Source organism: Micromonospora sp. DT227, assembly GCF_049841835.1.
GTDB lineage: Bacteria > Actinomycetota > Actinomycetes > Mycobacteriales > Micromonosporaceae > Micromonospora.
In genome coordinates this window covers 270,154-295,288 of record NZ_JBNCLA010000007.1, presented here as the reverse complement: position 1 = coordinate 295,288, position 25,135 = coordinate 270,154, and the positions used below count along the sequence as shown (strand labels likewise).

At 73.6% G+C, this 25,135-nt stretch carries 23 protein-coding genes and 1 riboswitch; of the genes, 13 read left to right on the top strand and 10 right to left on the bottom strand.

What is annotated here, in order from left to right:
• The first annotated feature begins 12 nt into the window (after positions 1-12).
• Complete coding sequence (locus tag ACLQ2W_RS24320; RefSeq protein WP_425788894.1) at positions 13-939, top strand: GNAT family N-acetyltransferase; 927 nt, start codon at positions 13-15, stop codon at positions 937-939.
• A gap of 63 nt (positions 940-1,002) precedes the next feature.
• A complete protein-coding gene (locus ACLQ2W_RS24315) occupies positions 1,003-1,221 on the top strand; it encodes a hypothetical protein (protein WP_281938453.1) in 219 nt (72 codons plus the stop codon).
• 69 nt (positions 1,222-1,290) lie between these two features.
• On the opposite strand, the gene groL is transcribed toward ACLQ2W_RS24315, so the two are convergent.
• The 3 genes from groL to ACLQ2W_RS24300 form a co-directional block, all read right to left on the bottom strand.
• Entirely contained in the window at positions 1,291-2,913 is a 1,623-nt protein-coding gene (groL, locus tag ACLQ2W_RS24310; protein ID WP_107161321.1) for a chaperonin GroEL, read from the bottom strand.
• Positions 2,914-3,187: 274 nt separating this feature from the next.
• Positions 3,188-4,804 (bottom strand): hypothetical protein, encoded by a 1,617-nt coding sequence (locus tag ACLQ2W_RS24305; RefSeq protein ID WP_425788892.1) that lies wholly within the window; start codon positions 4,802-4,804, stop codon positions 3,188-3,190.
• 109 nt (positions 4,805-4,913) lie between these two features.
• Positions 4,914-5,117: a cold-shock protein gene (locus tag ACLQ2W_RS24300; protein ID WP_107161326.1), complete on the bottom strand. Its 204-nt coding sequence runs from the start codon at positions 5,115-5,117 to the stop codon at positions 4,914-4,916.
• Between the two features lie 223 nt (positions 5,118-5,340).
• Between ACLQ2W_RS24300 and ACLQ2W_RS24295 the strand changes: the two genes are divergently transcribed.
• Positions 5,341-5,856, top strand: a complete 516-nt coding sequence (locus ACLQ2W_RS24295) for a GNAT family N-acetyltransferase (protein ID WP_425788889.1) — start codon at positions 5,341-5,343, stop codon at positions 5,854-5,856.
• A gap of 60 nt (positions 5,857-5,916) precedes the next feature.
• Here ACLQ2W_RS24295 and paaN read toward each other — a convergent pair whose 3' ends face one another.
• The 3 genes from paaN to thrC all read right to left on the bottom strand — a co-directional run bounded on the left by paaN (position 5,917) and on the right by thrC (position 10,333).
• On the bottom strand, positions 5,917-7,590 hold the full coding sequence (gene paaN, locus ACLQ2W_RS24290; RefSeq protein ID WP_425788887.1) for a phenylacetic acid degradation protein PaaN: 1,674 nt from the start codon (positions 7,588-7,590) through the stop codon (positions 5,917-5,919).
• Between the two features lie 52 nt (positions 7,591-7,642).
• Entirely contained in the window at positions 7,643-8,662 is a 1,020-nt protein-coding gene (locus ACLQ2W_RS24285) for a GNAT family N-acetyltransferase (RefSeq protein ID WP_425788885.1), read from the bottom strand.
• Between the two features lie 381 nt (positions 8,663-9,043).
• A complete protein-coding gene (gene thrC / locus ACLQ2W_RS24280; protein ID WP_405091422.1) occupies positions 9,044-10,333 on the bottom strand; it encodes a threonine synthase in 1,290 nt (429 codons plus the stop codon).
• A 13-nt stretch (positions 10,334-10,346) separates the two neighbouring features.
• Positions 10,347-10,480: riboswitch (SAM riboswitch) on the bottom strand.
• Positions 10,481-10,691: 211 nt separating this feature from the next.
• On the opposite strand from thrC, the gene ACLQ2W_RS24275 reads away from it, so the two are divergent.
• Entirely contained in the window at positions 10,692-11,324 is a 633-nt protein-coding gene (locus ACLQ2W_RS24275) for a DUF4232 domain-containing protein (protein WP_425788883.1), read from the top strand.
• A gap of 12 nt (positions 11,325-11,336) precedes the next feature.
• On the opposite strand, the gene ACLQ2W_RS24270 is transcribed toward ACLQ2W_RS24275, so the two are convergent.
• The gene (locus ACLQ2W_RS24270; RefSeq protein WP_281938467.1) at positions 11,337-11,576 is read right to left on the bottom strand and encodes a winged helix-turn-helix domain-containing protein; all 240 of its coding nucleotides are present in this window, start codon (positions 11,574-11,576) and stop codon (positions 11,337-11,339) included.
• A 203-nt stretch (positions 11,577-11,779) separates the two neighbouring features.
• Here ACLQ2W_RS24270 and ACLQ2W_RS24265 point away from each other — a divergent pair, with 203 nt between their 5' ends.
• Both ACLQ2W_RS24265 and ACLQ2W_RS24260 read left to right on the top strand, forming a co-directional pair.
• Positions 11,780-12,322, top strand: a complete 543-nt coding sequence (locus ACLQ2W_RS24265) for a hypothetical protein (RefSeq protein ID WP_425788881.1) — start codon at positions 11,780-11,782, stop codon at positions 12,320-12,322.
• Positions 12,319-12,558, top strand: coding sequence for a hypothetical protein (locus ACLQ2W_RS24260; RefSeq protein ID WP_343444792.1), 240 nt, complete (start codon positions 12,319-12,321; stop codon positions 12,556-12,558). The genes ACLQ2W_RS24265 and ACLQ2W_RS24260 overlap by 4 nt, the downstream gene beginning before the upstream one ends.
• A 66-nt stretch (positions 12,559-12,624) precedes the next feature.
• On the opposite strand, the gene ACLQ2W_RS24255 is transcribed toward ACLQ2W_RS24260, so the two are convergent.
• A complete protein-coding gene (locus ACLQ2W_RS24255; protein WP_425788879.1) occupies positions 12,625-13,083 on the bottom strand; it encodes a DoxX family protein in 459 nt (152 codons plus the stop codon).
• Positions 13,084-13,297: 214 nt separating this feature from the next.
• Here ACLQ2W_RS24255 and ACLQ2W_RS24250 point away from each other — a divergent pair, with 214 nt between their 5' ends.
• Together ACLQ2W_RS24250 and ACLQ2W_RS24245 are read left to right on the top strand one after the other, a co-directional pair.
• A complete protein-coding gene (locus ACLQ2W_RS24250; RefSeq protein WP_425788877.1) occupies positions 13,298-13,666 on the top strand; it encodes a hypothetical protein in 369 nt (122 codons plus the stop codon).
• Positions 13,659-15,281 (top strand): hypothetical protein, encoded by a 1,623-nt coding sequence (locus ACLQ2W_RS24245; RefSeq protein ID WP_425788875.1) that lies wholly within the window; start codon positions 13,659-13,661, stop codon positions 15,279-15,281. Before ACLQ2W_RS24250 ends, ACLQ2W_RS24245 begins: the two co-directional genes overlap by 8 nt.
• A gap of 6 nt (positions 15,282-15,287) precedes the next feature.
• On the opposite strand, the gene ACLQ2W_RS24240 is transcribed toward ACLQ2W_RS24245, so the two are convergent.
• Together ACLQ2W_RS24240 and ACLQ2W_RS24235 are read right to left on the bottom strand one after the other, a co-directional pair.
• Entirely contained in the window at positions 15,288-16,172 is an 885-nt protein-coding gene (locus ACLQ2W_RS24240; RefSeq protein ID WP_425788873.1) for an ABC transporter permease, read from the bottom strand.
• The gene (locus tag ACLQ2W_RS24235; RefSeq protein ID WP_425788871.1) at positions 16,172-19,036 is read right to left on the bottom strand and encodes an alpha/beta fold hydrolase; all 2,865 of its coding nucleotides are present in this window, start codon (positions 19,034-19,036) and stop codon (positions 16,172-16,174) included. The genes ACLQ2W_RS24240 and ACLQ2W_RS24235 overlap by 1 nt, the downstream gene beginning before the upstream one ends.
• A gap of 374 nt (positions 19,037-19,410) precedes the next feature.
• Between ACLQ2W_RS24235 and ACLQ2W_RS24230 the strand changes: the two genes are divergently transcribed.
• The 5 genes from ACLQ2W_RS24230 to ACLQ2W_RS24210 are packed head-to-tail and all read left to right on the top strand — an operon-like array spanning position 19,411 to position 25,131.
• Positions 19,411-20,562, top strand: coding sequence for a hypothetical protein (locus tag ACLQ2W_RS24230; RefSeq protein ID WP_425788869.1), 1,152 nt, complete (start codon positions 19,411-19,413; stop codon positions 20,560-20,562).
• Positions 20,549-23,482: a nitrate- and nitrite sensing domain-containing protein gene (locus tag ACLQ2W_RS24225; RefSeq protein WP_425788867.1), complete on the top strand. Its 2,934-nt coding sequence runs from the start codon at positions 20,549-20,551 to the stop codon at positions 23,480-23,482. Before ACLQ2W_RS24230 ends, ACLQ2W_RS24225 begins: the two co-directional genes overlap by 14 nt.
• Entirely contained in the window at positions 23,479-23,943 is a 465-nt protein-coding gene (locus ACLQ2W_RS24220) for a roadblock/LC7 domain-containing protein (RefSeq protein ID WP_107161362.1), read from the top strand. The genes ACLQ2W_RS24225 and ACLQ2W_RS24220 overlap by 4 nt, the downstream gene beginning before the upstream one ends.
• A complete protein-coding gene (locus tag ACLQ2W_RS24215; protein WP_425788866.1) occupies positions 23,940-24,392 on the top strand; it encodes a DUF742 domain-containing protein in 453 nt (150 codons plus the stop codon). The genes ACLQ2W_RS24220 and ACLQ2W_RS24215 overlap by 4 nt, the downstream gene beginning before the upstream one ends.
• On the top strand, positions 24,370-25,131 hold the full coding sequence (locus tag ACLQ2W_RS24210) for a GTP-binding protein (RefSeq protein WP_405091431.1): 762 nt from the start codon (positions 24,370-24,372) through the stop codon (positions 25,129-25,131). The genes ACLQ2W_RS24215 and ACLQ2W_RS24210 overlap by 23 nt, the downstream gene beginning before the upstream one ends.
• Positions 25,132-25,135 lie beyond the last annotated feature (4 nt).

The following is a 25,135-nucleotide window of genomic DNA, read 5'->3' as shown; positions in this document are numbered from 1 at the left end:
GGGTCGGCGACCATGGACGTGGAGATCATCGAGCTGGGTCCGGACCGCCTCCCCGAGGTCGTCGCGCTCTGCCGGCGGTCGCTGGACCTGCCGGAGGACGCGGCCGAGGCGCCGGCCGTGGTGGCCACGCTCGCGGAGCGGGCGGCGGCCGACCGGCCGGTGCTGCGGCTCGGCGCGGTCCGCGACGGCACGCTGGTCGGCGTGCTGGTCGGGTCCCGGTCGGCGACCGATCCGCGGCTCGGTCACGTCGACCTGGTCGCGGTGGCCCCGGCGCACCGACGCCAGGGGATCGGCGCGGCGCTGCTGGCCGGCGCGGAGGCCCGGCTGGCCGCGCTCGGCGCGTCCGAGGTGCTGCTCGCCGGCAACCCGCCGCACTACGCGTGGCCGGGCATCGACGTCCGCTACACGCCGGCGGTCTGCGCCGCGTTGCGGCTCGGCTACCGCCAGGACCGGACCGCCTGGAACATGACCGCCACGCTGACCGAGGGGTCGGCCGCGCTGCGCCCCACCGAGGCCACCGAGCGGCGGCTGGCCGAGCGGGGCGTGACGGTACGCCGGGCCGTACCCACGGACCTGCCGGCGCTTGAAGCGTTCGCCCGCGCCACGTTCGGCGGCGTCTGGGACGGTGAGCTGGCCGGTTCGGTGGGCCGCCCGGACGCCGGCACCCACCTGGCCGAGCGGGACGGCGAGATCCTCGGCTTCGCCGCGTACGGGTCGGCGCGGCCGAGCTGGTTCGGGCCGATGGGCACCGCCCCGGCGGTCGAGGGTTCCGGGATCGGTGGGGTGTTGCTGCGCCGCTGCCTCCGCGACCAGGCGGCGGCCGGGATCACCGAGGCGCAGATCGGCTGGGTCGGCCCGGTGCCGTTCTACTCGAACGCGGTCGGGGCCCGGATCGAGCGCGTCTTCTTTCTCTACCGGAAGGCCATCAACGGGGCATAACGCCGTTCGCCCTCCGCGCCTGCCGGCCGGCCCCTACCGTTCGAGGGGCAGAGGAGGCCCGTTATGACCACCGAGAACGAACGGACCGACGACCCGGCGACGGGCCGACGCCCGAGCGGCGAACTGCCCACCGAGCGGCTCGACGTGGGCGACGCCGAGCAGGACGCGGCGGACCAGCCGGCCGTGGAGGAGCCCCGGCAACCGGTGGACGAGCCGAGGCGGCTGCTGCCGCCGTACGACCGGGCGCACAAGCGACGCAACCAGCGCCCGCTGCCCACCTGACGCGGACGCGGAAGGGGGCGGACCGCTGACGCGGCCCGCCCCCTGTCGGCGTACTGGGTGGAGCTGGACTCAGAAGTCCATCTCCCCGCCACCCGGGCCAGCCGGGGCGGCCGGGGTCTTCTCCGGCTTGTCCGCCACGACGGCCTCGGTGGTGAGGAACAGCGCGGCGATCGAGGCGGCGTTCTGCAGCGCGGAACGGGTCACCTTGGCCGGGTCGATGATGCCGGCGGCCAGCAGGTCGACGTACTCGCCGGTCGCGGCGTTGAGGCCGTGACCCGGGTCGAGGTTGCGGACCCGCTCGACGACGACGCCACCCTCGAGGCCGGCGTTGACGGCGATCTGCCGCAGCGGGGCGTCCAGCGCGATCTTGACGATCTGCGCGCCGGTCGCCTCGTCGCCGGCCAGGTCCAGCTTGTCGAAGGCGGTCTTGCCGGCCTGCACCAGCGCGACGCCACCACCCGGGACGATGCCCTCCTCGACGGCGGCCTTCGCGTTGCGGACGGCGTCCTCGATGCGGTGCTTGCGCTCCTTCAGCTCGACCTCGGTGGCCGCGCCGACCTTGATCACCGCAACACCGCCGGCCAGCTTGGCCAGACGCTCCTGCAGCTTCTCCCGGTCGTAGTCGGAGTCGCTCTTGTCGATCTCGGCCCGGATCTGGTTCACCCGGCCCTGGATCTGCTCGGCGTCACCGGCGCCGTCGACCACGGTGGTCTCGTCCTTGGTCACCACGACCTTGCGGGCGCGGCCCAGCATGTCGAGGTTGACGGCGTCCAGCTTGAGGCCGACCTCCTCGCTGATGACCTGGCCACCGGTGAGGATGGCGATGTCGGTCAGCATGGCCTTGCGGCGGTCACCGAAGCCCGGCGCCTTGACGGCGACCGACTTGAAGGTGCCCCGGACCTTGTTGACGACCAGCGTGGCGAGGGCCTCGCCCTCCAGGTCCTCGGCGATGATCAGCAGCGGCTTGCCCGACTGCATGACCTTCTCCAGGATCGGGAGCAGGTCCTTCACCGACGAGATCTTGCTGTTGACGATCAGGATGTACGGGTCGTCGAAGACGGCCTCCATACGCTCCGGGTCGGTCATGAAGTAGGCGGAGATGTAGCCCTTGTCGAAGCGCATGCCCTCGGTGAGCTCAAGCTCCAGGCCGAAGGTGTTGCTCTCCTCGACGGTGATGACGCCTTCCTTGCCCACCTTGTCCATCGCCTCGGCGATGATCTCGCCAACGCTGGGGTCGGCGGCGGAGATGGAGGCGGTGGAGGCGATCTGCTCCTTGGTCTCCACGTCCTTGGCGAGCTTGAGCAGCTCCTCCGAGACGCTGGAGACGGCGGCCTCGATGCCCCGCTTCAGGGCCATCGGGTTGGCACCGGCGGCCACGTTGCGCAGGCCCTCGCGGACCAGAGCCTGGGCCAGGACGGTCGCCGTCGTCGTGCCGTCACCGGCGACGTCGTCGGTCTTCTTCGCGACCTCCTTGACCAGCTCGGCGCCGATCTTCTCGTACGGGTCCTCGAGCTCGATCTCCTTGGCGATGCTCACACCATCGTTGGTGATGGTGGGGGCACCCCACTTCTTCTCGAGCACGACGTTGCGGCCCTTGGGTCCGAGCGTCACCTTCACGGCGTCGGCGAGCTGGTTCATGCCCCGCTCGAGGCCGCGGCGCGCCTCTTCGTCGAACGCGATCATCTTGGCCATACGGCGTTGTCCTCCTGGACACTCACGGGCCACCCGGGATGCCCGGATGGGCCGTCTGGTGTACGCACCTTGGGGACGTCGCCACCTGGCGACGACGACGTCCTCCTCGGTCGGGCCGGACAGCCCGCGACGACCGGCCCCGTTCCGCTCCGGCACCCCTGAGGCACCGGCGCGGCCGTGGCCCTACCGCCCCGACCATTGGCACTCACCGTACGCGAGTGCCAATGACTTGTTTAGCACTCTCCCTAGCCGAGTGCAAGCACGACCGCACCGCTCAGCCGAGTTCCGCAGCCAGCCGGGCCGCGTTCACCGGGCCTTCGTGGGCCCGCTGCTCGGCGTACGCGACGACCAGCCCGACGAGCTGCGCGAGATAGGCCGGCGCGGCCAACGCGGCACCCACCACGGCCAACGTCACCGCCCCGACCGCGGTGCCCAGCCCGGACATCGGATCGGTGCCGAACGCCGCGCCGCTCACCGCACCCACCACGGCGTCCAGCACGGCAGCCGCGACCAGCGCGCACGCCACCAGCGCCACCCGACCCAGCACCATGCCGAAGCGGTTGTGGAACATCCGCCAGGCCCGTCCGATCGGCTCCTGCCGCTCGAACAGGTAGACCGGCCCGAACAACGCGACCGCGAACCCGGCGTAGATGCCGGGCAGCAGGCAGAGACAGGCGCCGACCGTGATCAGCAGCGAGACGACGATCGTCCAGCCCCAGAGGCCGAGCGCGCGCCGCGCGCCGTACCGGAGCGCCCCGCCCAGGCCGGCCGGCTCGCCGGCCGCCTGCCGGGCGACCACCCAGGTGCCCGCACCCCAGCCGAGCGCCTGGAGCGGACCGAAGACCAACGCGGCGAACAGGACCGCGCCGTAGAACACGAAGACGTGCTCCAGGTAGCCGTCCGGCAGCACCAGCGCGCCGTCCGGGCCGGTCGCCATCTCGTCGGCGGGAACCAGGAAGAGCGAGAGTACGGAGATCACCGCCGCCGGGACGCCCTGGGTGAGCAGCATGATCGGCAGGAGGTGCCGCCACCCCCGCCGCACCGCGCCGGCGCACCGCGCGAACCATCCCCCGACGCCCGCGTACGGCGGGGTGACCAGCGGGTCCTGCGGATCGAGACCGGGGTACCAACCCCCGGACACCGGGTGCCCCGGATACGTGGCGCCCGGCATCGGCGGCCCGGGGTAGACCGCGCCCGGCATCGGCTGACCCGGATACGGCACGCCCGGCATCGGCTGGCCCGGATACCCCGCACCCGGCATCGGCTGACCCGGGAACGGCACGCCCGGCATCGGCTGGCCCGGATACGGCACGCCGGGCATCGGCTGGCCCGGGTGCGCCGGCCCGGCGGCGGGCCCGGGCCAGCCGGCGGGTGGCGTGGAGCCCGGCGCGGACCCGCCCGGCGGGAGAGCCGACGCGGCGGGCCAGCCGGGCGGCGGGGTACCGGGCGGGTTCGGCACCCCCGGGTCGGAGCCCGGCGCGGACCAGCCCGACGGGACGTCCGGCGCGGCCGGCCAACCGGGCGGCGCGGGCTCCGGCGCGGGCCAGCCGGCCGGCGGGGCCGAGTGGGGCCAGCCGGCCGGCGGGGCGGAGTACGGCGGATCGGCGGTGGTCAGGTCGGCCCACGGATCGACGGGCGTCTGACCGGCGGGCGCCTGACCGGCGGCGGGCAGTTGCGGCCCGGACGGCCCGGACTGCTCCGGCACCGGCCCGGCGGGCGGCTGGCCGGCAGCGGGCGGCTGCGGCCCGGACTGGTCCGGCACCGGCCCCGCGGGCAGTTGCGACCCGGGCGGACCCGACTGCTCCGGCACCGGCCCGGCGGGCGGCGTGGGCCGGGCCGGGTCGGCCGGGGGCACCGGCTCGGTGGAACCCGACGGGGGCAGGTCGGACATGGGCCCTCCTCAGCGGCAACGGCTGGAACGGCTCATGATCTTCCACGGTGCGGGGCGGCATCGCAGCCCCGGTCGGGGTGGTTCGGCCGTGGGCGACGGCCGGTAGCGATCAGGCGATGACGCGGACGTGCTCGGCCTGCGGACCCTTCTGGCCCTGGGCGATCTCGAACTCGACCCGCTGGCCGTCGTCCAGAGCCTTGTAGCCGTCCATCTCGATCGCGGAGAAGTGGACGAAGACGTCCTGACCGCCGTCGACGGCGATGAAGCCGTAGCCCTTTTCGGAGTTGAACCACTTCACGGTGCCCTGTGCCACGGTGCACTTCCTCACTCTGCGCGGCGTCCAACACCCGGAGACCGGCGGACCGGCACCGGCGGCGCACCGGTTTTCGGCGATCGGCGAGGGCCGCTGAATCGGTGACCGAAATCGCACGCTACACGAGGAGTGACGACCGCGCACGACCACAAATCGGGCATATTCCGGGCGCGACACGGCACCCGGACGCGCCTGCTCCGACCCGGTCCGGTATGTATGCGGCATGACCAGCGCGCCCGTCCCGCCCACGGTCCGGCGGATCCGTCCGGAGGACGCCGCCCGGATGCGGGCGCTCCGGTTGGAGATGCTGGCCGACAGTCCGCTGGCTTTCCTGGAGACGGTGGCCGAGGCCGCCGCCCGCCCGCACGCGGACTTCGCGGCCCGGGTGGCGACGGTCTCGCGCGGCGACCAGATCGCCCAGTTCGTCGCCGAGGCGGACGCCCGCCTGGTCGGTCACGCCGGTGGCATCGCCGCCCCGGACGAGCCGGGCCTGACGCTCGTCTACGCGGTCTACGTGACCCCGGCTCGCCGGGGCACCGGGCTGCTGGCCGGGTTGGTGGACGCGGTGGCGGCCTGGTCCCGGGCCTGCGGGCGGCCCGAGTTGATGATGGAGGTGGTGGTCGGCAACGACCGCGCCTGCCGGGCCTACCGCAAGTTGGGCTTCACCGACACCGGGGTACGCGTCCCGCACCCCCGGCTGCCCGCCCTACGCGAACTTCAGATGCGCCGCCCCGCCTGACGGGCGGTGCTAAGAGGGGGCCCCTCCTCTACCGAATGCGTTAAGAAGGGGCCCCGCCTTTCATGCGTGGCGGCGTGACTGGACGACTCGGAAGCGGTTGGCCACGTAGGCGCCGTCGGTGAGGGCGGAGTTGGCCGCCGCGTTTGCGCCGGAGCCGTGGAAGTCGGAGAACGCCGCCGACTGGTTGACGAACACGCCACCGGTCAGGTTGCAGGACAGGTGCACGCCGGCGTCGATCGCCGCCGCCTCGGCCGCGTCCAGCACGGCCTCGTCGGTGGAGTAGACGGCCGCGGTCAGCGCGCCCTTCTCCCCCACCGTCTCGCGCAGGATGCGCAGGCTGTGCGCGGTCGAGTCGGTCGCGATGGCGAACGAGATCGGCCCGAACCACTCCCGCGCGTACGTCGCGGTGTCGCCGGCGTCCAGCTTGACCACGGTCGGCGTACGCACCACGGCGCCCGGGAAGGACGGGTGCTCGACGGTGCGGGACTCCAGCACCGGCTCGCCGACCTTGGTGACCTCGTCGAGGCGCTCCAGCACCCCGTCGTTGACGATCGCGCCGGTCAGCTCCACGCCCCGGGCCGGGTCGGCGGTGAGCTTGGCGACCGCGCCGGCGATCCCGGCGGCCACCTCGTCGAAGCTCTTGTGCCCCTGGTCGGTCTCGATGCCGTCGCGCGGGATGAGCAGGTTCTGCGAGGTGGTGCACATCTGGCCGCTGTAGAGCGTGAGCGTGAAGCCCAGGTTGCGGCAGAGCCCGGCGAAGTCGTCGGTGGAGTCGATCACCACCGTGTTCAGGCCGGCCTTCTCGGTGTAGACGGCGGCCTGCCGGGCGTTCGCCTCCAGCCAGTCGCCGTACTCGGTGGAGCCGGTGAAGTCGACGATCTTCACGGCCGGGTGCAGGGCCAGCGTCGAGGCGAGCTTCTCGCCGTCCGCCTCGGGGGCGAGCTGCACCAGGTTCGGGTCGAAGCCGGCCTCGGCGAGCACCTGGCGGGCGTACTTGACGGTGATCGCCAGCGGCAGCACGGCGCGCGGGTGCGGCTTCACGACCACCGGGTTGCCGGTGACCAGCGACGCGAAGAACCCGGGGTACGAGTTCCAGGTCGGGAACGTGTTGCAGCCGATGACCAGCGCCACCCCGCGCGGCACCACGTGGAACGTCTTGGTCATCCGCAGCGGGTCGCCCTTGCCGGCGGCCTTCTCCCAGCCGGCCGTTCCCGGGTGGCGGCTCATCTCGGCGTACGCGTAGGCGACCGCCTCCAGCGCGCGGTCCAGCGCGTGCGCGCCGCCGGCCTGGAACGCCATCACGAACGCCTGGCCGCTGGTGAACTGCACGGCGTTGGCCAGCTCGAACACGTTCTTGTGCAGCCGGTCGAGGATCTCCAGGCAGACGCCCGCGCGGGCCTTCGGGCCGGCGTCGCGCCAGGCCGGCAGCGCGGCGGTGGCGGCGGCCACCAGCTCGTCCGCGCCGGCGTGCGGGTAGCGGACGTCCAGCGCCACGCCGAACGGGCTGGCCTCGGTGGCCACGGTGGTGCCGTCGCTCGCCTGGTCGAGCGGGAAGTCGCCGCCCAGGTACGCCTCGAAGGCGGCCTTACCGTCGGCGGCGGCGGTCTCGCCGTACACCCGAGGGCTGGGCGACTCGGGATAGGCGGACCAGTACCCGCGCTCCGTGATGGCGGTCAGCGCCCGGTCGAGGGTCTCGGCGTGCCTGGCGTACAGGGGGTGCGGGGTCTCCGTCATGCCCGCCATCATGCAACAGGAAGGCACCAGATCAGTAGGGGCGTGTCACAACTCAGATCGTCAACTGCCAGTCGACCGAGCCGGCGACCGGACGGAAGCCGAGCTGCTCGTTGATCGCGATCATGTGATCGTTGGCGGCGGCGTTCCAGGTGTCGACCGTCCGCAGCGCCGGCTCGTGGCCCAGCGCGTACGCCAGGTTGGCGACCTTGCAGAGCAGGCCGAGCCGGTGGCCGCGGTGGCCGGGGTCGACGATGGTGATCTGCTGCCAGGCGTGCTCGGTGCTGCTCGCCTCCAGGCTGAGCTGGCTCCAGCCGACCAGCCGGCCGGACGCCTCGTGCACCGCGCCGGTGTTGTAGCGGCGCACGCCCCGGGCGTCGAGCGCCCGCTCCACGCCCCGCTTCCGCTGCGCGTCCATCTTCTGCTGCTCCCACGCCAGCTCCCCCATCGGCGCGTCGAGCAGCAGCCGGCCCTCCAGGTGCGCGGTGTCCGCGACGTACTCGTCGGGCGTGTGGTCACGCCAGTGCACGGTGCGGTAGCCGGTGGCCGCCGCGCGGGCGTCGGCCAGCAGCGCGGCCAGCCGGGGCCGGTCGAGCGCGGTCACGTCGAGCCGGCGGCGCACGTCGGCGTTCGCCGGCTTCGCCCCTACGGCGGCGGCGAACGCCGCGCCGGGGAACACCGGCCCTTCCGCGCCGGGCAGCGCGGCGGCGGTGGAGCCGACCAGCCGCTTGCCGCCGTGCTCCCGGAGCAGGCGCACGCCGTGTTCGTGCAGCGCGCGCCCGATCCCGCGACGCCGGTGGATCGGATCGACCACCAGCTCGGCGCTGGCGTTCTCGGTGTTCTCCAGCGTGTGCAGGTGGAGCCGGAGCCAGCCGACCGGCTCGCCGTCGAGGCGGGCGACGAGCCACCGCCCGTCGATGCCGGGCATCGGGTGCCGCAGCAGCGCCTCGAACCGCCGCCGGCAGGTCGGCGGCAGGTCCGGCTCGTCGACGGCGCGGGCCGCTTCCGCGATCCGGTACGCCGCGTCGAGCGTCGGCAGGTCGGCTGCGTCCAGCGGGGTGACGGTCAGGCCCATGGCGGCGAGCCTGCCCCGGAAAAAGCGACAGGGCCAGCGGTTTTCCACTGGCCCTGTCCTACGTTGGTCGGGAGGGACGTTCGCACAACGCCTCCGGCGTTGGGTCGCAAAACTTTGAAAAGTCTCCGGCGAATGCCCTCCCGCACCGAGCATCTTGCGCCGTCCGGTTCCTGCCGTCAAGTCCTGCGGTGACAGTTTTCCGACACGCGCCGCACATCCCCCGTCACCGCTGGTCGCCCGCGATCCCCCTCCCGGGCGAGCCACCCCCCACCGGCCCTTCACCCCGCCGACCCGCGAGTTGATCAAGGAGTTTGCGTCGGGGCAGCACTGCGCACCGACACAAACTCCTTGATCACCCTCTCGAGGGCGGGGCGGGGCGGGTTAGCCCAGGAGGCCGGCGTCGCGGGCGGCGCGGAGGCTGGGCTTGATGCGGTGAGTGGGGCCGGAGGCGGCGGCCACCGCGTCAAGCGTCTTGAGGCCCTCGCCGGTGTTGAAGATCACCGTCTCGGCGGTCGGGTCCAGCCGGCCCGACTCGATCAGCTTGCGCAGCACCGCCACCGTCACGCCGCCGGCCGTCTCGGCGAACACGCCGGTGGTCCGCGCCAGCAGTGTGATCCCGGCGCGGATCTCGTCGTCGTCGGCGTACTCCATCCAGCCGCCGGTGCGGCGGACCGCCTCCAGGGCGTAGAGGCCGGCGGCCGGGTCGCCGATGTTGAGCGACTTGGCGATGCCGGTCGGCTTGACCGGGACGATGGTGTCGCGGTCGTCGTGCAGCGCGGTGGCGATCGGGTTGCAGCCGGCGGACTGCGCGCCGAACACCTTCCAGCCGCCGGCCGGCGCCTCGACCAGGCCGATCTCCACCAGCTCGGTGAACGCCTTGTCGATCTTGGTGAGCAGCTCGCCGCTGGCCATCGGGATCACCACCTGGGCCGGGATCCGCCAGCCGAGCTGCTCGGCCACCTCGTAGCCGAGCGTCTTGGAGCCCTCGGCGTAGAAGGGCCGCACGTTCACGTTGACGAACGCGGTGTCCTCGAACTCGTCGGTCTCCACCAGCTCGCCGCAGAGCCGGTTCACGTCGTCGTACGAGCCGTCGATGGCGACCAGGTCACCGCCGTAGACGGCGGTGGTGACCACCTTGCCCTGCTCCAGGTCGCTGGGGATGAAGACCACCGACGGCACACCGGCACGGGCCGCGTGCGCGGCGACCGAGTTGGCCAGGTTGCCGGTGGACGCGCAGGCGTAGCGGGTGAAGCCGAGCGCCCGGGCGGCGGTCAGCGCCACCGACACCACCCGGTCCTTGAACGAGTGGGTGGGGTTGGCGCTGTCGTCCTTCACCCACAGCGGCGCGGTGATGCCCAGCTCGGCGGCGAGGTGACCGGCGGCGACCAGCGGGGTGAGCCCCGGGTCGAGGGTGACCCGGGTGGCCGGGTCCTGACCGGCCGGGAGCAGGGCGGCGTAGCGCCAGATGCTGTTCGGGCCGGCCTCGATCTGCTCCCGGGTGACGGCGGCCAGGGCGGCGGTGTCGTAGTCGACCTCCAGCGGGCCGAAACACTCGTAGCAGGCGTGCTGGGCGGCCAGCGGGTAGCGCGCGGAACAGGCGCGACAGACCAGGGCGCGGGCCGGGCTGCGGGAGGTGTCGATGCCGGGGACGGCGGAGAGCGTCGACGTCATGTCGAGGAAATTCCTCTCATCTTTCCCCGCATCGCCGGGTGCGGCGGGGACGGAATTGGCACCTGCCCGCAGGGCGCTCGGCGTCGAGCGTGCGGGTGGTTGCCGGGGCGTCGTCGGGCCGTATCCCTCAGCCCCTCTGGATGAGGTATGCAGTTGTGCCGCCGATTCTATGCGCCGCCCACCGCCCCGCCACCCCGGGTCTCACGCATTGGGCCGCCCCACCGACCCCGCCTCCCACCCCTGACCTCGGTCGATCATGAAGTTGGCGGCGACAAATCGGACGGTGCCCGCGGTCAACTTCATGATCGCCGGGAGGTGGTGGGCCACGGGGCGGGCGGTGGGGTGGGATGATCGCCGGATGCGACGGGTGGTTGGCCGGGTCGGGGGGCTCGCGGGGGTTGCGCTGCTGGCGGGCTGTACCGCGATGCCGTCCCGGGTCGAGCCGCTGCCCGGGCGGCCGGGCGCCGAGGTCGCGCCGTCCCCCTCGGTGGCCTGCGCACCGGAGGGCATCCGGATCACCGAACTCGGGGTGAGCGCCGCGATGGGGTTGCGGGCCATGGGCCTGGACCTGGTCAACTGCGGAACCCAGCCGTACGCGCTGCGCGGCTACCCGGCGGTCAGCCTGCGGGACGCCGACGGGGACCCGATCAAGGTCACGATCATCCCGGGCGCGACGGGGATCACCTCCGGCTTCGACGCCCCACCCACAGGGCTCGTGCTGCGCCCCGGCGAACGGGCCGGCGCCGCGCTGCTCTGGCGCAACACGTTCACCGATCCGACCGTGGAGGCCACCGAGGGCGCTCAGCTCGACGTCGCGCCGGTGGCCGGCAGGCCGGCGTACGCGGTGGCGATGGACGGGACGATCGACCTCGGCAACACCGGCCGGCTCGGGGTCAGCGCCTGGAAGCGCCGCGACGCCGACCCGACCACGGAACCGGTCACGCCGAGCGCCCCGCCCTCCCCGGTCGAGACGCCGGACAATCCGCTGTAGCCGGTCAGCCCGTCACTCGGCAGCGTCCGGCACGAACACACCCAGGCCCTGGTGGCCGTACAACTCTCCGGTCTCGATCAGGATCGTGATGGCCTGCCGCACGGTCGACTGACTGCCCACCTCATACAGGTCAGCCAACTCCTTGGTGGAGGGCAGCTTGTGTCCGGGCGGCCACTCGCCATCGGCGATGCGCCGCCTGATGTCGGCGATGATCCTGCGGTAGTGCGGTTCGAACCGGCGCGGTGTGGACATGCGGGTACTCCCAGCTAGGCATGCCCATCTGATCACGAGGCCCGGAGAAACCTCAAGCGCATCGTTGACTTTACCAGCATTATCGGTAAAGCTGCCCACGGGAGCGCCCAGCTAGGCACTGGTCGATCCCCCGGCCGGGGCGGCGCGGATCTCCACCGGAATTCGCGCTGTCCCGGCACCCTGCCAGGCGAAGGAGACGTGGTGTGACGGATGCGGAGACGAGTTCGGAGGTGCCCGCCGCGAGCGCGATCTGGGCGGTCGAGCAGGTCACCGGTGAGCTGCGGGAGGCGTACCTCGGGGTGGCCGCCGCCACCGTGCTGCTGGAGCGCGTCGGCGCGGGCTGCGCCCATCCGGCGATCAAGCTGGCCCGGCGCAGCGGCGAGGACGCCCTCGACCTGGCCGGGGACGCGGAGTTCCAGGTCAGCGACGGGATACGTCGGCTGCGCGTCGCCGCCGGCCACCGGGAGACCGCCACCATCGGCGGGCTGGTCGAGGCGCTCGACGATGTGCGGGACCGGTTGGGCACGGCGGCCGATCGGATCGGGCGGCTCCCGGCCCGGATCACCGCTGCCGGGCAGCAGCTCTCCGACGCCGGCCGGACCGACGACCCGGTCACCGGGACGACCGTTCGGCAGTGGCAGGACGGCGCCGAACGCCTCGCCCTGATGGCGAAGAGCCTGACGTCGGCCGCGGCGGCGCTTTCGTCGTACACCGAGGGGTTGACCGACGGGGGTCGACCACGGTGACCGAGCCGCACTGGATCATCCACCTGCCCACCACGCTGACCAGCGTGGACGAGGCCGCTGCGCTGTCCATGGCGTTGCGCCGCTCGCTCGGTCACGTGCTCGCCATCGACTTCGGCGAGACCACGCTGTCCGAGGAGGACCGGCAGTCGGTGCGTACCCGGGTCTGGTGCGACGCCCCGCTCCCCCGCTCCCGACGCTGCCTGCTCCCCGTCGCCCATTCCGGCCGCTGCCGCTGACGGATCTTGGTACGGAACCGCCCTCGGAGGGGCGCTCCCGTACCAAGATCTGGGACGCGCGGCGGGTCAGGCCGGGACGGACGCGCGGCGGGTCGCCGGGGCGGCGTCGGCGGGGTCGGCGGGGGTGCGGCGGCGGGAGATCAGGGCGTCGAGCGCCCAGGTGCCCGGGCCGAGCACCGCGACCAGCAGGAACGACCAGCAGAAGAGCGCGGCCAGTTCGCCGCCGTTCTTCATCGGCAGCAGGCCGTGCGGCTGGTGCACCACGAAGTACGCGTACGCCATCGAGCCGGAGGCGAGCAGCGCGGCGGGCCGGGTGACCAGGCCGACGAGCACGAGCACGCCGCAGACGAGCTGGATCAGCGCGGCCCACCAGCCGGGCCAGGTGCCGGCGGGAACCGCGCCGCCGGTGGCCGGGTTGCCGCCGAGTATTCCGAAGATCGACGCCGCGCCGTGGAGCAGGAAGAGAAAGCCGACGACGATGCGGAACAGGGAGAGCACGGGACCGTTCAACTGCGCCGGGACCATGGGAAACCTCCTGGGACGGGTGTGGGACGACGTCCAGGATGGCCGGCATAAACATTGAAGGTAATAAATTCCTTGCTGGCGGGACAATCTCGTGGGAACGCTCCCATGATATGGAAGTCGGGTAGCCGACAGGAAGACCTCGGACCGGTCGGAGTGTGGCGGCGGTGCATTAGCGTGCTCATTGCTCCCCAGTGGACCTTTCGGGAGGTGGCCGGTGGGATCGGAGCGGGTCACGTTGGTGGCGGTGTGCGCCGAGGAGGCCGCACAGCCGCTGGTCGACACACTGACGGCGCGGGGGGTCGCGGCGCAGGCGTCCGGGCGGCGCAACCTCGACGGGGCCGCCGTCACGTCGTGGATGGTGGTCGCCGGGGTGGCGCTGAAGATGGCGCCGGACATCCTCCGCGCCCTGGCGGAGCTGGTCAAAGAGTTCCGCGTCGGTCGGGTCGAGGTGAACCTGGCCGAGCGCACCTTCGCCGTCGACAACCCGGGCCCGGCGGACATCGAGGAGCTGTTGCGCCAGTTCCGGGCCGCGACGGAGCTGCCGGCGGGCGACGACGCGGCGGACCGACCACCGGATGCTTGACGACACCGCCCTCGACCACGTCGTCCGGTCGCAGGTGGGAGCCGCCGTCCGGACGTGGCGGCACGAGCGCGACGGTCACAGCCCGATGAACGTGGTGCTGGACGTGGTGGACGAGGTGATCGGCCACCCGTACGCGGTGTACTGGGTCGACGGCGGCGTGCCGGAGATGTTCTCCCTGCCGGGCCTGGACCCGTCGGTCGTGCTGTTCAACACGCGGTACCTGGAGATGATCGGGCACCTGCGGGAGATCGTGACCGCCCGCCACCTGTCTCCCGAGCTGATGGCGGAGGTGGCCGAGCAGGTCAGCCTGCGCATCATCGCCGAGCTGGCCCTCCGGTACGGCGACCCGGGCCTGGCCTGTCACCTGCTGGTGGAGTCGCTGCCGGCCAGCACGACCTACTACGCGCCGGTGACGCTCAGGGATCTCGAACGCGCGCCGGTCGGCCACCCCTACATGTCCGTGTGGTTCTACCCGCTGCTGCACGAACTCGGCCATGTCCACGCCGTCACCCACCCGCCGGGGCGGCCGGAGCCGGCCGACGCCGCGGAGCACCTCGACTGGCTCATCGACGAGGTGACCCGCGGGTTGTTCGCCGCCGACCGCCACGACGACGTCCGGGAGTCGCGTCGCCGCAGATCGCGGCCCGACTCGCTGGACCACGGGGTGCTCCGGGAGGAACTCCACGCCGACATGTTCTCGGCGCAGGTGCTGTACACGGCCACCGCCCGCGTGCTCCAGCGCGACGGCACGCCCGACGCGTTCCGCGCCGACCAGCTCGCCGGCGAGATCCTGCTGATGTTCGGCCTGATGCAGTTCATGAACAGTTGCGTCATGGTCGCCCGCTACGGGGCCCGGCTCGGGCGGGAGGCGATCGACGCATTCAACGCCGTGGCGCACAGCGTCCGCCTCAACGTGATGATCGACTTTCTGTCGGTGCACCTGGCGTCCGGCGGTCGCCCCGTACGGGGCGCCGACCCGCAGGCCGTCGAGGAGATGCAGGCCGCCCTGCTGGCGATGCACGCCCGGATGAACGAGCAGTTCACCGCGTTCGAGGTGGGGCACATGCGGGCGATGCGGCACAGCGTGCTCCCGGAGGAGCGGGGGCTCAACGTCTTCGACCGCCTGGCCGAGGCGTTCACGCACGAGGCGACCGCGGCCGTCATCCGGTCGGAGACCGAGCGGTTCCTCGACCTGGCCCGGACGCTCGACGTCCAACACCCGGACCTGGACCTGCTCGCCGCGTTCGTCGCCCGGCCCGCCGACGCGGCGGAGACACTCGGCCGCCAACAGCGCGTCTTCCTGGTCCCCTGGGTGACCGGCGAGGGCGTCGACCAGCCGTTCGGCCTGCCCGCACGCGACGAGCTGGTGGTCTTCGTCTTCGCCACCCAGCGCGCCGTCAAGTACTTCATCGAGGAGTCCCGCCCGATGCTCGCGCCCGGCCTCGACCTGAAGCTCGCCGCCTTCGTCAGCCCCACCAACCAGAACGTGATCACGCTGCTGTTCCAGCTCCTGCCCGAGCACCGGCCGCACATCGAGGTGGTGTTCCAGGACAGCGACACCTTCGCCGAACGCTTCCGCCAGCTCGGCGACGGGACGTTCTGGCCGCCGGAGTGACGGCCCTCAGCTCGTGATGTCCTTGCGGGTGAAGCGCCAGAACGCCAGCCCCCAGAACAGCGTGGCGTAGACGATCGCCGAGATCGCGCCCTTGACCACGTCGTCGGTCTGCATCGGCGACGACAGCAGCCCCAGCCAGGCGCTGCTGTAGTGGGTCGGCAGCAGGTTGCGCAGCCCGCCCAGCGCGGTGATCTGGTCGAGGATGCTGGACAGGATCCAGAGCAGCACCGCCCCGCCGACCGCGCCGAGCGCCGCGTCCGTGGTCACCGAGAGCAGGAACGCCAGGCCGGCCACCACCAGCAGCACCACCGCCAGGTAGCCGAGCACGCCGACCAGCCGCAGCAGCCCGTCGGCCGGGGCCAGCTCCGCGGAGACCTGGCTGCTCAGCGGCTTCCAGCCGTAGCGCAGCGTGCCGGCGAGCAGCGCGGTGCCGGCCAACAACACCAACGCCAACCCGGAGTACGCGAGCGCGACCACCAGCTTCACCGCCAGCAGCCGGGCCCGGGGCACCGGCACGGCCAGCAGGTAGCGCAGGCTCCCCCAGCTCGCCTCGCTGGCCACCGTGTCCCCGCAGAACAGCGCCACCACCACGACCAGCAGGAACGACGCCGACACCAGGATCGAGAACAGGGTGAAGTTGAGCCCGCCCGAGGTGGCCAGGTCGGCCAGGCTGGCGAACTCGCCGCGCCCGCCGCCGTCGTCGTTCCCGGAGTCGAACTGGAACGCCACCAGGATGATCAGCGGCAGCAGCACCATGAACCCCAGCGCCAACTGGGTACGCCGCCGCGACGCCTGCCGCCGGAACTCCGCCCCGAACGGCATCGTGGCCGACGGCCGGTAGCCGCCCGCCGCGCCGCCACTGCCCTTCGACGCCACCGAAGAGTCCACCATCACCGGTCACCGCTTCCCCGAGAGTTCTCGCCGACCAGGGCGAGGAACGCGTCCTCCAGGCGGCGCCGGGGCACCACCCGGTCCACCCCGATGCCGGCCCGGACCAGTTCGGCCACCACCTCGCGGCGGGCGGTGCCGTTGGTGTCCACCACCAGCCCGCCGTCGTCGTCCGGCAGCACCCGTACGCCGTCCAGCCGCTCCAGCACGGTCCGCGCCGCGTCCGGGTCGCTCACCTCGAACAGCACGCTCGGCGACTCGCCGACGATGTCCTCGACCGGGCCGGACGCCACGATCCGGCCCTTGTTCACCACCACCGCGTGCGTGCAGGTCTGCTCCACCTCGGCCAGCAGGTGACTGGAGACCAGCACCGCCCGGCCGTCGGTGGCGTAGCGCTGGAGCACCCGGCGCATCTCGGCGATCTGCGGCGGGTCCAGCCCGTCCGTCGGCTCGTCGAGCACCAGCAGTTCGGGCAGGCCGAGCATGGCCTGCGCGATGGCGAGCCGCTGCCGCATGCCGTGGCTGTACTTCTTCGTCCGCCGGTGCACCGACGCGCCCAGGCCGGCGATCTCCAACGCCTCGTCGAAGTGCGCGTCCGCCCAGGGCCGTCCGGTGGCCCGCCAGTACGCCTTGAGGTTGTCCAGCCCGGACAGGTGCGGCAGGAAGCCCGGCCCCTCGACCAGCGCGCCGATCCGGGAGAGCACCGGCGAGCCTGGCACCAGCCGGTGCCCGAACACGTAGATCTCGCCGGCGGTGGGCTGGGTCAGCCCCATCAGCACCCGCAGCGTGGTGGTCTTGCCGGCGCCGTTCGGCCCGAGCAGGCCGACCACCTGCCCGGGGTGCACCTCGAAGTCCACGTCGGAGACGGCGACGAAGCCGTCCGCGTACTCCTTGCGCAGGTTGCGCACGGCGAGCGGGACGCCCGCGTACTCCGGGTGGATGGAGCGGTCCTGGCGGCGGTGCCGGCGGCGGGCGAGCAGCACGACCACGACGAGCCCGACCGCGATCGCGGCGAGCAGGCCGGCCAACACCCAGCGCCAGATCGCGGCCGAGGTGGGGATCGGCGTGGCGTCGACGGTGGGCAGCACCAGCGGGCCGTCGCCGAGCGCCACGGTGTGCACCGCCGGCTCGGCCGGCGTGGCGTACGCCTGGTCCGACGTCGCCACCACGAGCCGCAGCCGGTGCCCGGCCTCGATCCGCCGGACGATCGCCGGCAGCGTGACGGTGACCGGCGCGGCGGCGTCGAGCGTGGCCGGCAGGCCGGTCAGCCGCACCGGCGCGACCAAGCCGTCCGGCAGCGTCGACGCGCCCTGCGGGTCGACGTCGTAGAGCTTGACGAAGAGCACCGCCTCGCCGGTCCGCGAGGCGACCCGGATCCGCACGTTCGGCGCGCCCACCACGTCGACCGGGTCGTCCAGCGGCGCGGACTCGAAGCGGGCATGCTGGCCGGGGATGTCGCCGGCCACGCCGTCCAGCAGCGAGCCGAGCGCGCCGGCGAACGGCACCGCGGAGATCGCCGCCGGGTTGCCGTTCGGCGGTACGGCGACCGGCTGGGCCGGCCCGGTCAGCGTCACCTCGCGACGCTCCTGCCCTCTCACGCCCGGGTAGTCGTCGGTGCGGTAGCCGGTGGCCACCAGGCCCCGGTCCAGCGCGTCGAAGCCGGCGATCCGGGAGAACGTGAACGTGTCGCCGGGTGCCGCCCCCTCGCCCTTGACGTAGTGGTCGAGCCACTGCGCGGTCAGGAACTTCACCCGGTCGGAGTCGGACGTCGGGCCGGCGCCGCCGTCGTGGCCGCCGGTGAACCAGGCGACCCGCACCGGCGTGCCGGCGGCGGCGATGCCGCGCGCGTTGGCGTCCGCCTCGGTGAGCGGGAACAACGTGTCCGCCTCGCCCTGCACCAGCAGCGTGGGCGCCTTGATCCGGTCCAGCACGCCGGCCGGCGAGGAGCGGCGCAGCAGTTCCACCGCGGCGTCGTCGGCCCGGCCGGTGGTGGCGATCCGCAGGTACGCGGCGCAGACGTCCTCGGCGAACCGGCCGCAGGACGGGTCGGCCGCGCCGCCCGGCGCCCGGCCGGAACCGCTGCCCGGCCCCGCGCCCGGCTGGGGACTCGCCGGCCCGGCCGAGGCGGGCGCGCCCTCCGGCACGGCGGCGGTCGCGCCGGACAGCCCGGCCGGCCCGGAGCCGGCGTTGCCGCCGCCGCCGAAGAAGATGCCGGCCCAGCCCTTCTTGAACACGCCCTCGGTGGGCGGCTTGCCGGTGCTCTCCGGCAGGAACGCCCGGGACAGGTCGTTCCAGGTGATCATCGGGACGATCGCGTCGACCCGCTTGTCCTGCGCGGCCAGCAGCAGCGCCAGGCCGCCGCCGTACGAGCCGCCGACCACGCCGACGCGCGGGTCACCGGCCGCGTCGAGGCGGACCTCGGGGCGGCCGGCGAGCCAGTTCAGCAGGCGCTGCGCGTCGCGTATCTCGTAGTCGGGGCTGTCCAGGTGGATCTGGCCGCCGGAGCGGCCGAAGCCGCGGGCGGTCCAGGTGAGCACCGCGTAGCCCCGGGCGACCAGGTCCTCCGCGTCCGGGCGGACCGACTCCTTGGTGCCGCCGAAGCCGTGCGCCAGCAGCACCGCCGGCACCCGGTTGGCGTCGGAGGCGTCGTCCGGCAGGTAGAGCGTGGTGTCCAGGTCGACCGGCTCGGTCCCGTCCGGCCCGGACCGCACGGTCAGCAGCGCCGACTCGGTCCGGAAGTCCGTACCCTGCGGGCGGACCGCCCAGACCAGCGCGGCGGCGACCAGGGCGACCACCAGCACGGCGGCGACGATCCGGCGCGGACGGCCGGCCAGAGCGCGCCGGACCCGCGCGACGGGTGATCTCATGCGGCACACGGTACGGCCCGCCGGCTGAGCGTTCCCTGAGATCCGCCGTACGTTCGTCCGGTTGCGCCGTTCGGCGCGTGCCGCCCGTCGTCCGCAGAAGGTCCAGAGCATCCCAGCGGGATGTATTCGGATCACGTGAATTTACATCTACAGCCGCAAATCAGTGCTCAAGTCGCGACTCGACGACCCGATCGGACGCTGCGTGGCGAACAACTCGACGTTCGGTCACCCCGGACGAACTGACGTGAAACCGACTGCGCGCCCCCGGTTCGCACCGCGCCCGGTTCGACTAATTTTCCGGTCCGGTGCACGGGACTGCTTGCGGCGACCTCCCGGGGCATCGACCGCCCCGCCGTCGCCGGAGGAGACAGACCATGACAGTTCCCGCGCCGCGGGTGCGTCGGCGGCCCTCCATGTCGGGCCGTGTCCTGCCCCTGCTGCTGGCGCTGGCGCTGGTCGCCCCGCTCGGGCTGCTCTTCGCGCTCGTCGACGGCACCACCACGGACGACCACGACCTGGCGTCCCGGGAACGGCTGGGGGTCCGTTACCTGCGCGCCCTCGGGCCGGTCACCGACGCGCTGGTGGAGGCCCAGTCCACCGCCGTGGCCGGCGCGCCGGTCTCCCGTGCCTCGCTCAACGCCGCGATCGAGCAGGTGGCCGCCGTGGACACCGCCGTCGGCGACGAGCTGCGCAGCCACGAACGCTGGGCCGGGCTGCGGGCGAAGCTCGAAGGGCTGCCGGACCGGGGGCTCGCCGACCCCGAGGCCGCCTACCAGGCGTACGGCGAAGCCAACGACCTGCTGCTCGCGCTCTACCGGAAGGTACGGGAAAGCTCCGGCCTGATCCGCGACCCCCGGTCCGACACGTTCTTCCTCCAGGACGGCATCGGCGGCGACCTGCCCACCGCGACGGTGTTGGCCGGCCGGCTCGCCGACCTGGTCCGGCTGGCCGCCGCGCGTCCCGCCGCCGAACGCGCGAAGACCGGCATCGAGCTGGCCGAACTGCGGTCGTCCGCGTTCGGTCCGGCCAACGACCTGGTCGCCGACCTGCGCGCGGCGGTGGACAGCTCGGAGAGCACCGACCTGGGCGCCAACGTGCTCACCCCGCTGGACGCCTACCAGCGGTCGCTGGAGGCGTTCACCGCCGCGGGCGGCGGCCGGGCCGCGCCGAACCCCGCCCAGCTCACCGCCGCCGGGATCGCCGCCCAGTCCGCCGCCAAGCAGCTCCGCACCGTCATCCTCGACCAGCTCGACACGTTGCTGGAGGAACGGGTGGACGCGCTCGACCGGGACCGGCTGCTGGCCCGGATCGCGGCCGGCGTGACGGTGGCGTTGCTGGTCGGGCTGGCCGTGACGCTGCTCCGGCGGCCCGCCGCCGAGGCACGCCCGACGCCCGCCGACGCCGCGCTGCCCCCGGCGGTCCGACCCGACCCGACGGCCGCCGGCCGGAGCGCCGACCGCCAGCCCGTCGCGGTGGGTCGGGGCGTCGAGGCCGAGCGGTGGAGGCCGTTCGATGCTGCTCGCTAGGTTGCGGATCCGGGGCAAGCTCGCCCTGCTGGTGATCATCCCGCTGCTCAGCATGGTCGGGCTGGCCGTGCCGGTGGTCATCGACCGGGTGGCCGCCGCGGCCCGCGCCGCCGACACCGTGGAGACCGTCCGCGTCGCCAGCCGGATCGGCAGCCTGGTGCAGGACCTCCAGCAGGAACGTCTGCTCTCGATCGGGTTGCTGCTCGGCCGGGTGACCCGCACCGAGCTGATCCAGAAGTCGGCCACCGTCGACGACCGGGTCGCCGACCTGCGCGCCGAGTCGCTGCCGACGCCGGTCCACGAGTCCCTCGACGGGGTACGCCGGCTGGAGGACGTCCGGACCGCGACGCTCGGCGGCCGGGCCACGCCGGAACAGATCCTGAACACCTTCGCCCGGGTCGACCTGGCGCTGATCGAGGCGCTGCGGCTGCCGTTCCGGGTGGACACCGACACCTCGGCCGGGCGGCAGGTGCTCGCGCTGGACGCGCTGCTGCGTACCGACGAGGCGCTGAGTTCGTGCGCCACCCAGATCGTGCTGGTCCGCGCGTCAGGTGATCCGCGGGTGGCCGCCTCGTACATCGCCTGCATGGCGGCGCTCGACGTGGACAACGACCGGTTCCGCAGGCTGATCACGCCGGAGCAGTTGAAGCTGGCGCTGCTGGACGACGCGGCGGTGGCGGCCCGAACCAGCCAGACGTTCCTGCGCGACAGCGTCCGGGACCCGGTCGCGGCGATCGCCCCGCTGCCGCTGGAAGCGCTCTTCCCCTCGGTCCGCTCGATGATCACGCTGGGCCAGTTCGTGGAGAAGAAGGTCGTCGCGGACGTCATCGCGGAGACGCGTACCGAGGAGCGGAACGCGCTGACCACGGCCTGGCTGGTCGCCGTGGCGGCGGCCACCATCCTGCTCCTGGTGGTGCTGCTGAGCATGACGGTGGCCCGTACGGTGTCCCGGCCGCTGAGCCGGCTCACCAGGTCGGCCGAACGCGTCGCCCGGGTCGCCGAGGCGGAGCTGACCCGGGTGGCCGACGACGAGACCGAGTCGGTGCCGCCGGTACGCCTCGACCCGGTCGACGTCCGCGCCCGGGACGAACTCGGCGACCTGGCCCGCGCGTTCGAGCGGGTGCAGCACACCGCCGCCCGGCTGGTCGAGCGGCAGGTGGCCGGCCGGCGCAACGTGGCGCAGATGTTCGGCCACGTCGGCCGCCGTACGCAGAACCTGGTCGGCCGCCAGATCGCGCTCATCGACCGGCTGGAACGGCAGGAGGTCGACCCGGGCCGGCTGGAGCATCTCTACCGGCTGGACCACATCTCCAGCCGGCTGCGCCGCAACGCCGGCAGCCTGGTGGTGCTCTCCGGGGCCACCGGCTCGGACGGCCACGTGGCCCCGGTCCCGCTGGCCGACGTGGTCCGGCTCGCGCTCGGCGAGATCGAGGACTACACCCGGGTCGACGTGCAGGTCCCGCCCGGCGTCTCGGCGGCGCCCGCGATCGCCGGCGACCTGGTGCTGGCGCTGGCCGAGCTGATGGAGAACGCGACCGCCTTCTCGCCGCCGCACACCCGGGTCGTGGTGGCCGGCGAGCTGACCGACGGGGGCGCCCGGCTCACCGTGGTGGACCACGGCATCGGCCTCACCGAGGAGCGGCTCGCCGAGGAGAACGCCCGGCTCACCCGCCGGGAGCGGCTCGACCTCGCGCCGACCGAGGTGCTCGGGCTCTTCGTGGTGGGCCGGCTGGCCCGCCGGCACGGCTGGGCGGTACGGCTGGTGGCGACCGCGGGCGGCGGGATCACCGCCGGCCTGGAGATCCCGGCCGCCTCGCTGGTGATCCGCCGGCCGGAGCCGGCCGGAACCGCCGTGGCGCGGGCCGCCGCGCCGACCGTGGAACGGCCTCCGGACCCCACGCCGGTGAGCCGCCCGACCCGGCCGGCCGCCGGCGAGCCGGCCGGCTTCGACGCGGCGCTGCTGAGCCGGGCCACCCGCAGCATCTCCAGCGGCGACTCCTGGAACGCCTTCGGCCACCTGGGCGACGACGCCGAGGTGCCCGACGCGCCGGCCCCGACCGCTCCGACCGTCCCGACGGCACCGGCCGCCCGCCGGGAGGCCCCGGACCCGGCCCTGGACCGCCCGGCAGCCGTCGACGGGACGACGGACCGGGACCGCGCGGCGAACGCCGGGAGGCCGGTCGCGACGTCGGCCGTCACCGGGCCGCCGGTCGAGGACTTCCGCTTCCCCACCGGCGGTCCGCCGCCCGCCTGGCCGCCGGCCACCGCACGGTCCACCACGCGGCCCACCGGCCCGGCGACACACCCCGCCGGCACCACCCCGCCGACACCGGTCGTCGGCCCGGCACCGGCCGCTCCCCCGGCCGCCGGACCGACGACCGGCCCCACCCGCACCCCGCCGCCGCGCGGGCCACTGCCCGCCGCGCCAGGTCCGGTCGGACCGACGACCGGCCCCGCCTACACCCCGCCGCCGCGCGGGCCACTGCCCGCCGCACCAGGTCCGGTCGGCCGGCCGGCCGGACCGCCCGGGAACCGGCCGATCCGGAAACGGGTGCCCGGCGCCAACCTGCCGCCCGGTCCGATCACCGGACCGGCCGGACCGGTGATCGGGCCGCCGATCGGTGTTCCGGACGACCCGGCCGCCGTCCGCGCCCTGGTGGAGGCGTTCCAGGACGGGGTACGCCGGGCCGAGGACGACGTCAACCCGGCCGACCCGGCACCCGCGCGGCCCCGGCTCAGCCGACGCGTCCCGGGGGCGAACCTGGCCGTCTCCGCGGTGCCGCCCGCGCCCCCGGCCAGCTCCGACCCCGGCGACCCGGTCGAGGTCCGCGACCGCATCACGGAATTCGAGGCGGGCGTCGCCCGTGCTCTGCGCGAAGTCAGTACCGACCACCGCTATGAAGAGGATCCCTCACGGTGACCAGCCCGTACCTGCACGACAACGTCGAACAGAGCGCGACCGGCGACCTCAGCCCCGAGGCGCGCACCTTCAACTGGCTGCTCGACTCGTTCACCTCCAGCACGGCCGGGGTGATGGAGGCGATCGCGGTCTCCTCGGACGGGCTGCTGATGGCCATGTCCGCGATCAAGGACCGGTCCAACGCGGAACGGCTCGCCGCCGTGGTCTCCGGCATGACCAGCCTGGCCGGTGGCGCCGCGAGCTGGTACGCGCTGGGCGGGCTCAACCGGGTCATCGTCGACATGGCCGAGGGCTACCTGCTGATCAGCGCGATCAGCAGCGGCTCGGTCCTCGGCGTGGTCGCCGACCGCTCGGCCAACCTGGGCACCGTGGCGTACGAGATGACGCTCTTCGCCGGCCGCGCCGGCGGCGCCCTGAGCCCCCGCCTGATCGCCGAGCTGAAGAACGCCGTCCAGCAATGATCCCGGGGGTCGGCGGCGAGGACCCGGAGCCGGAACCCGGCGTCCGGATCCGCCCCTTCCTGCGCGCGTCCGCCCCGGGTCCGGGACCGGACGCGGGCGACGGGGAGCAGCCGACCGGCCCGCGTCCGTTCGTGCTCACCTCGGGACGGGTGGACGGCGACCCGGCGATCAGCCTGGAGACCCAGGTGACCGCGCGGCCGGGCAGCGGCTCGTGGGCGGTGACCGCCCGGCTGGCCCCGGAACTCGCGGCGATCGTCGCGATCTGTGTCGAGCCGGTGTCGGTCGCCGAGATCTCCGCCCGGACCCGGATGCAGTTCGGCGTGACCCGGGTGCTGGTCGGCGACCTGCGCGCCGCCGGTCACCTCGACGTGCACGTCGCGGACGTCGACGACGCCCTCGATCCCGATCTCATCCTGCGAGTGATTGATGGACTTCGTGCGATCTCCTGAATGGCGGGCGTCCGCCCCGGGCGGGCCGGCCGCGAACAGCGTCCCCACCCGCTACGGCAACCCGGCCCCGCTGATCGGCCGCGCCACCCCACCGCCACCGACCGGGCCGCCGCTGCCGTACCGACCGCCCGGCGCACCCGGCGAGCCGGCCCCGATCGTCAGCCGGGTGCCCGCGCCACGCCCGCCGATCCCGGTGAAGATCCTGATCGCCGGCGGCTTCGGCGTCGGCAAGACCACCACGGTGGGTGCGATCTCCGAGATCGCGCCACTGACCACCGAGGCGGAGATGACCACCGCCGGGATCGGCGTCGACGACCCCGACGGGGTGCCCGGGAAGACCACCACCACGGTGGCGATGGACTTCGGCTGCGTGACCATCGACCGCAGCCTGAAGCTCTACCTCTTCGGTACGCCCGGCCAGGCCCGGTTCGGCTTCATGTGGGACGACCTGGCCCGGGGCGCGCTCGGCGCGCTTGTGGTGGTGGACAGCGCCCGGCTCGACGACTGCTACCCGGCGATCGACTTCTTCGAGCGGGCCGGGCTGCCGTTCGCCGTGGGCGTCAACGCCTTCGACGGGCGGCTGGCGCTGGACCTGCCGTCGATCCGCTGGGCGCTGGCGATCGCCGAGCACGTGCCGCTGGTGCAGTTCGACGCCCGGGACCGGCTCTCCGTACGGGACGCCCTGCTCGTCGTCCTGGACCGGGCGCTGGATCGGGCGACCCGGTCCCGGGAACGCTGAACCG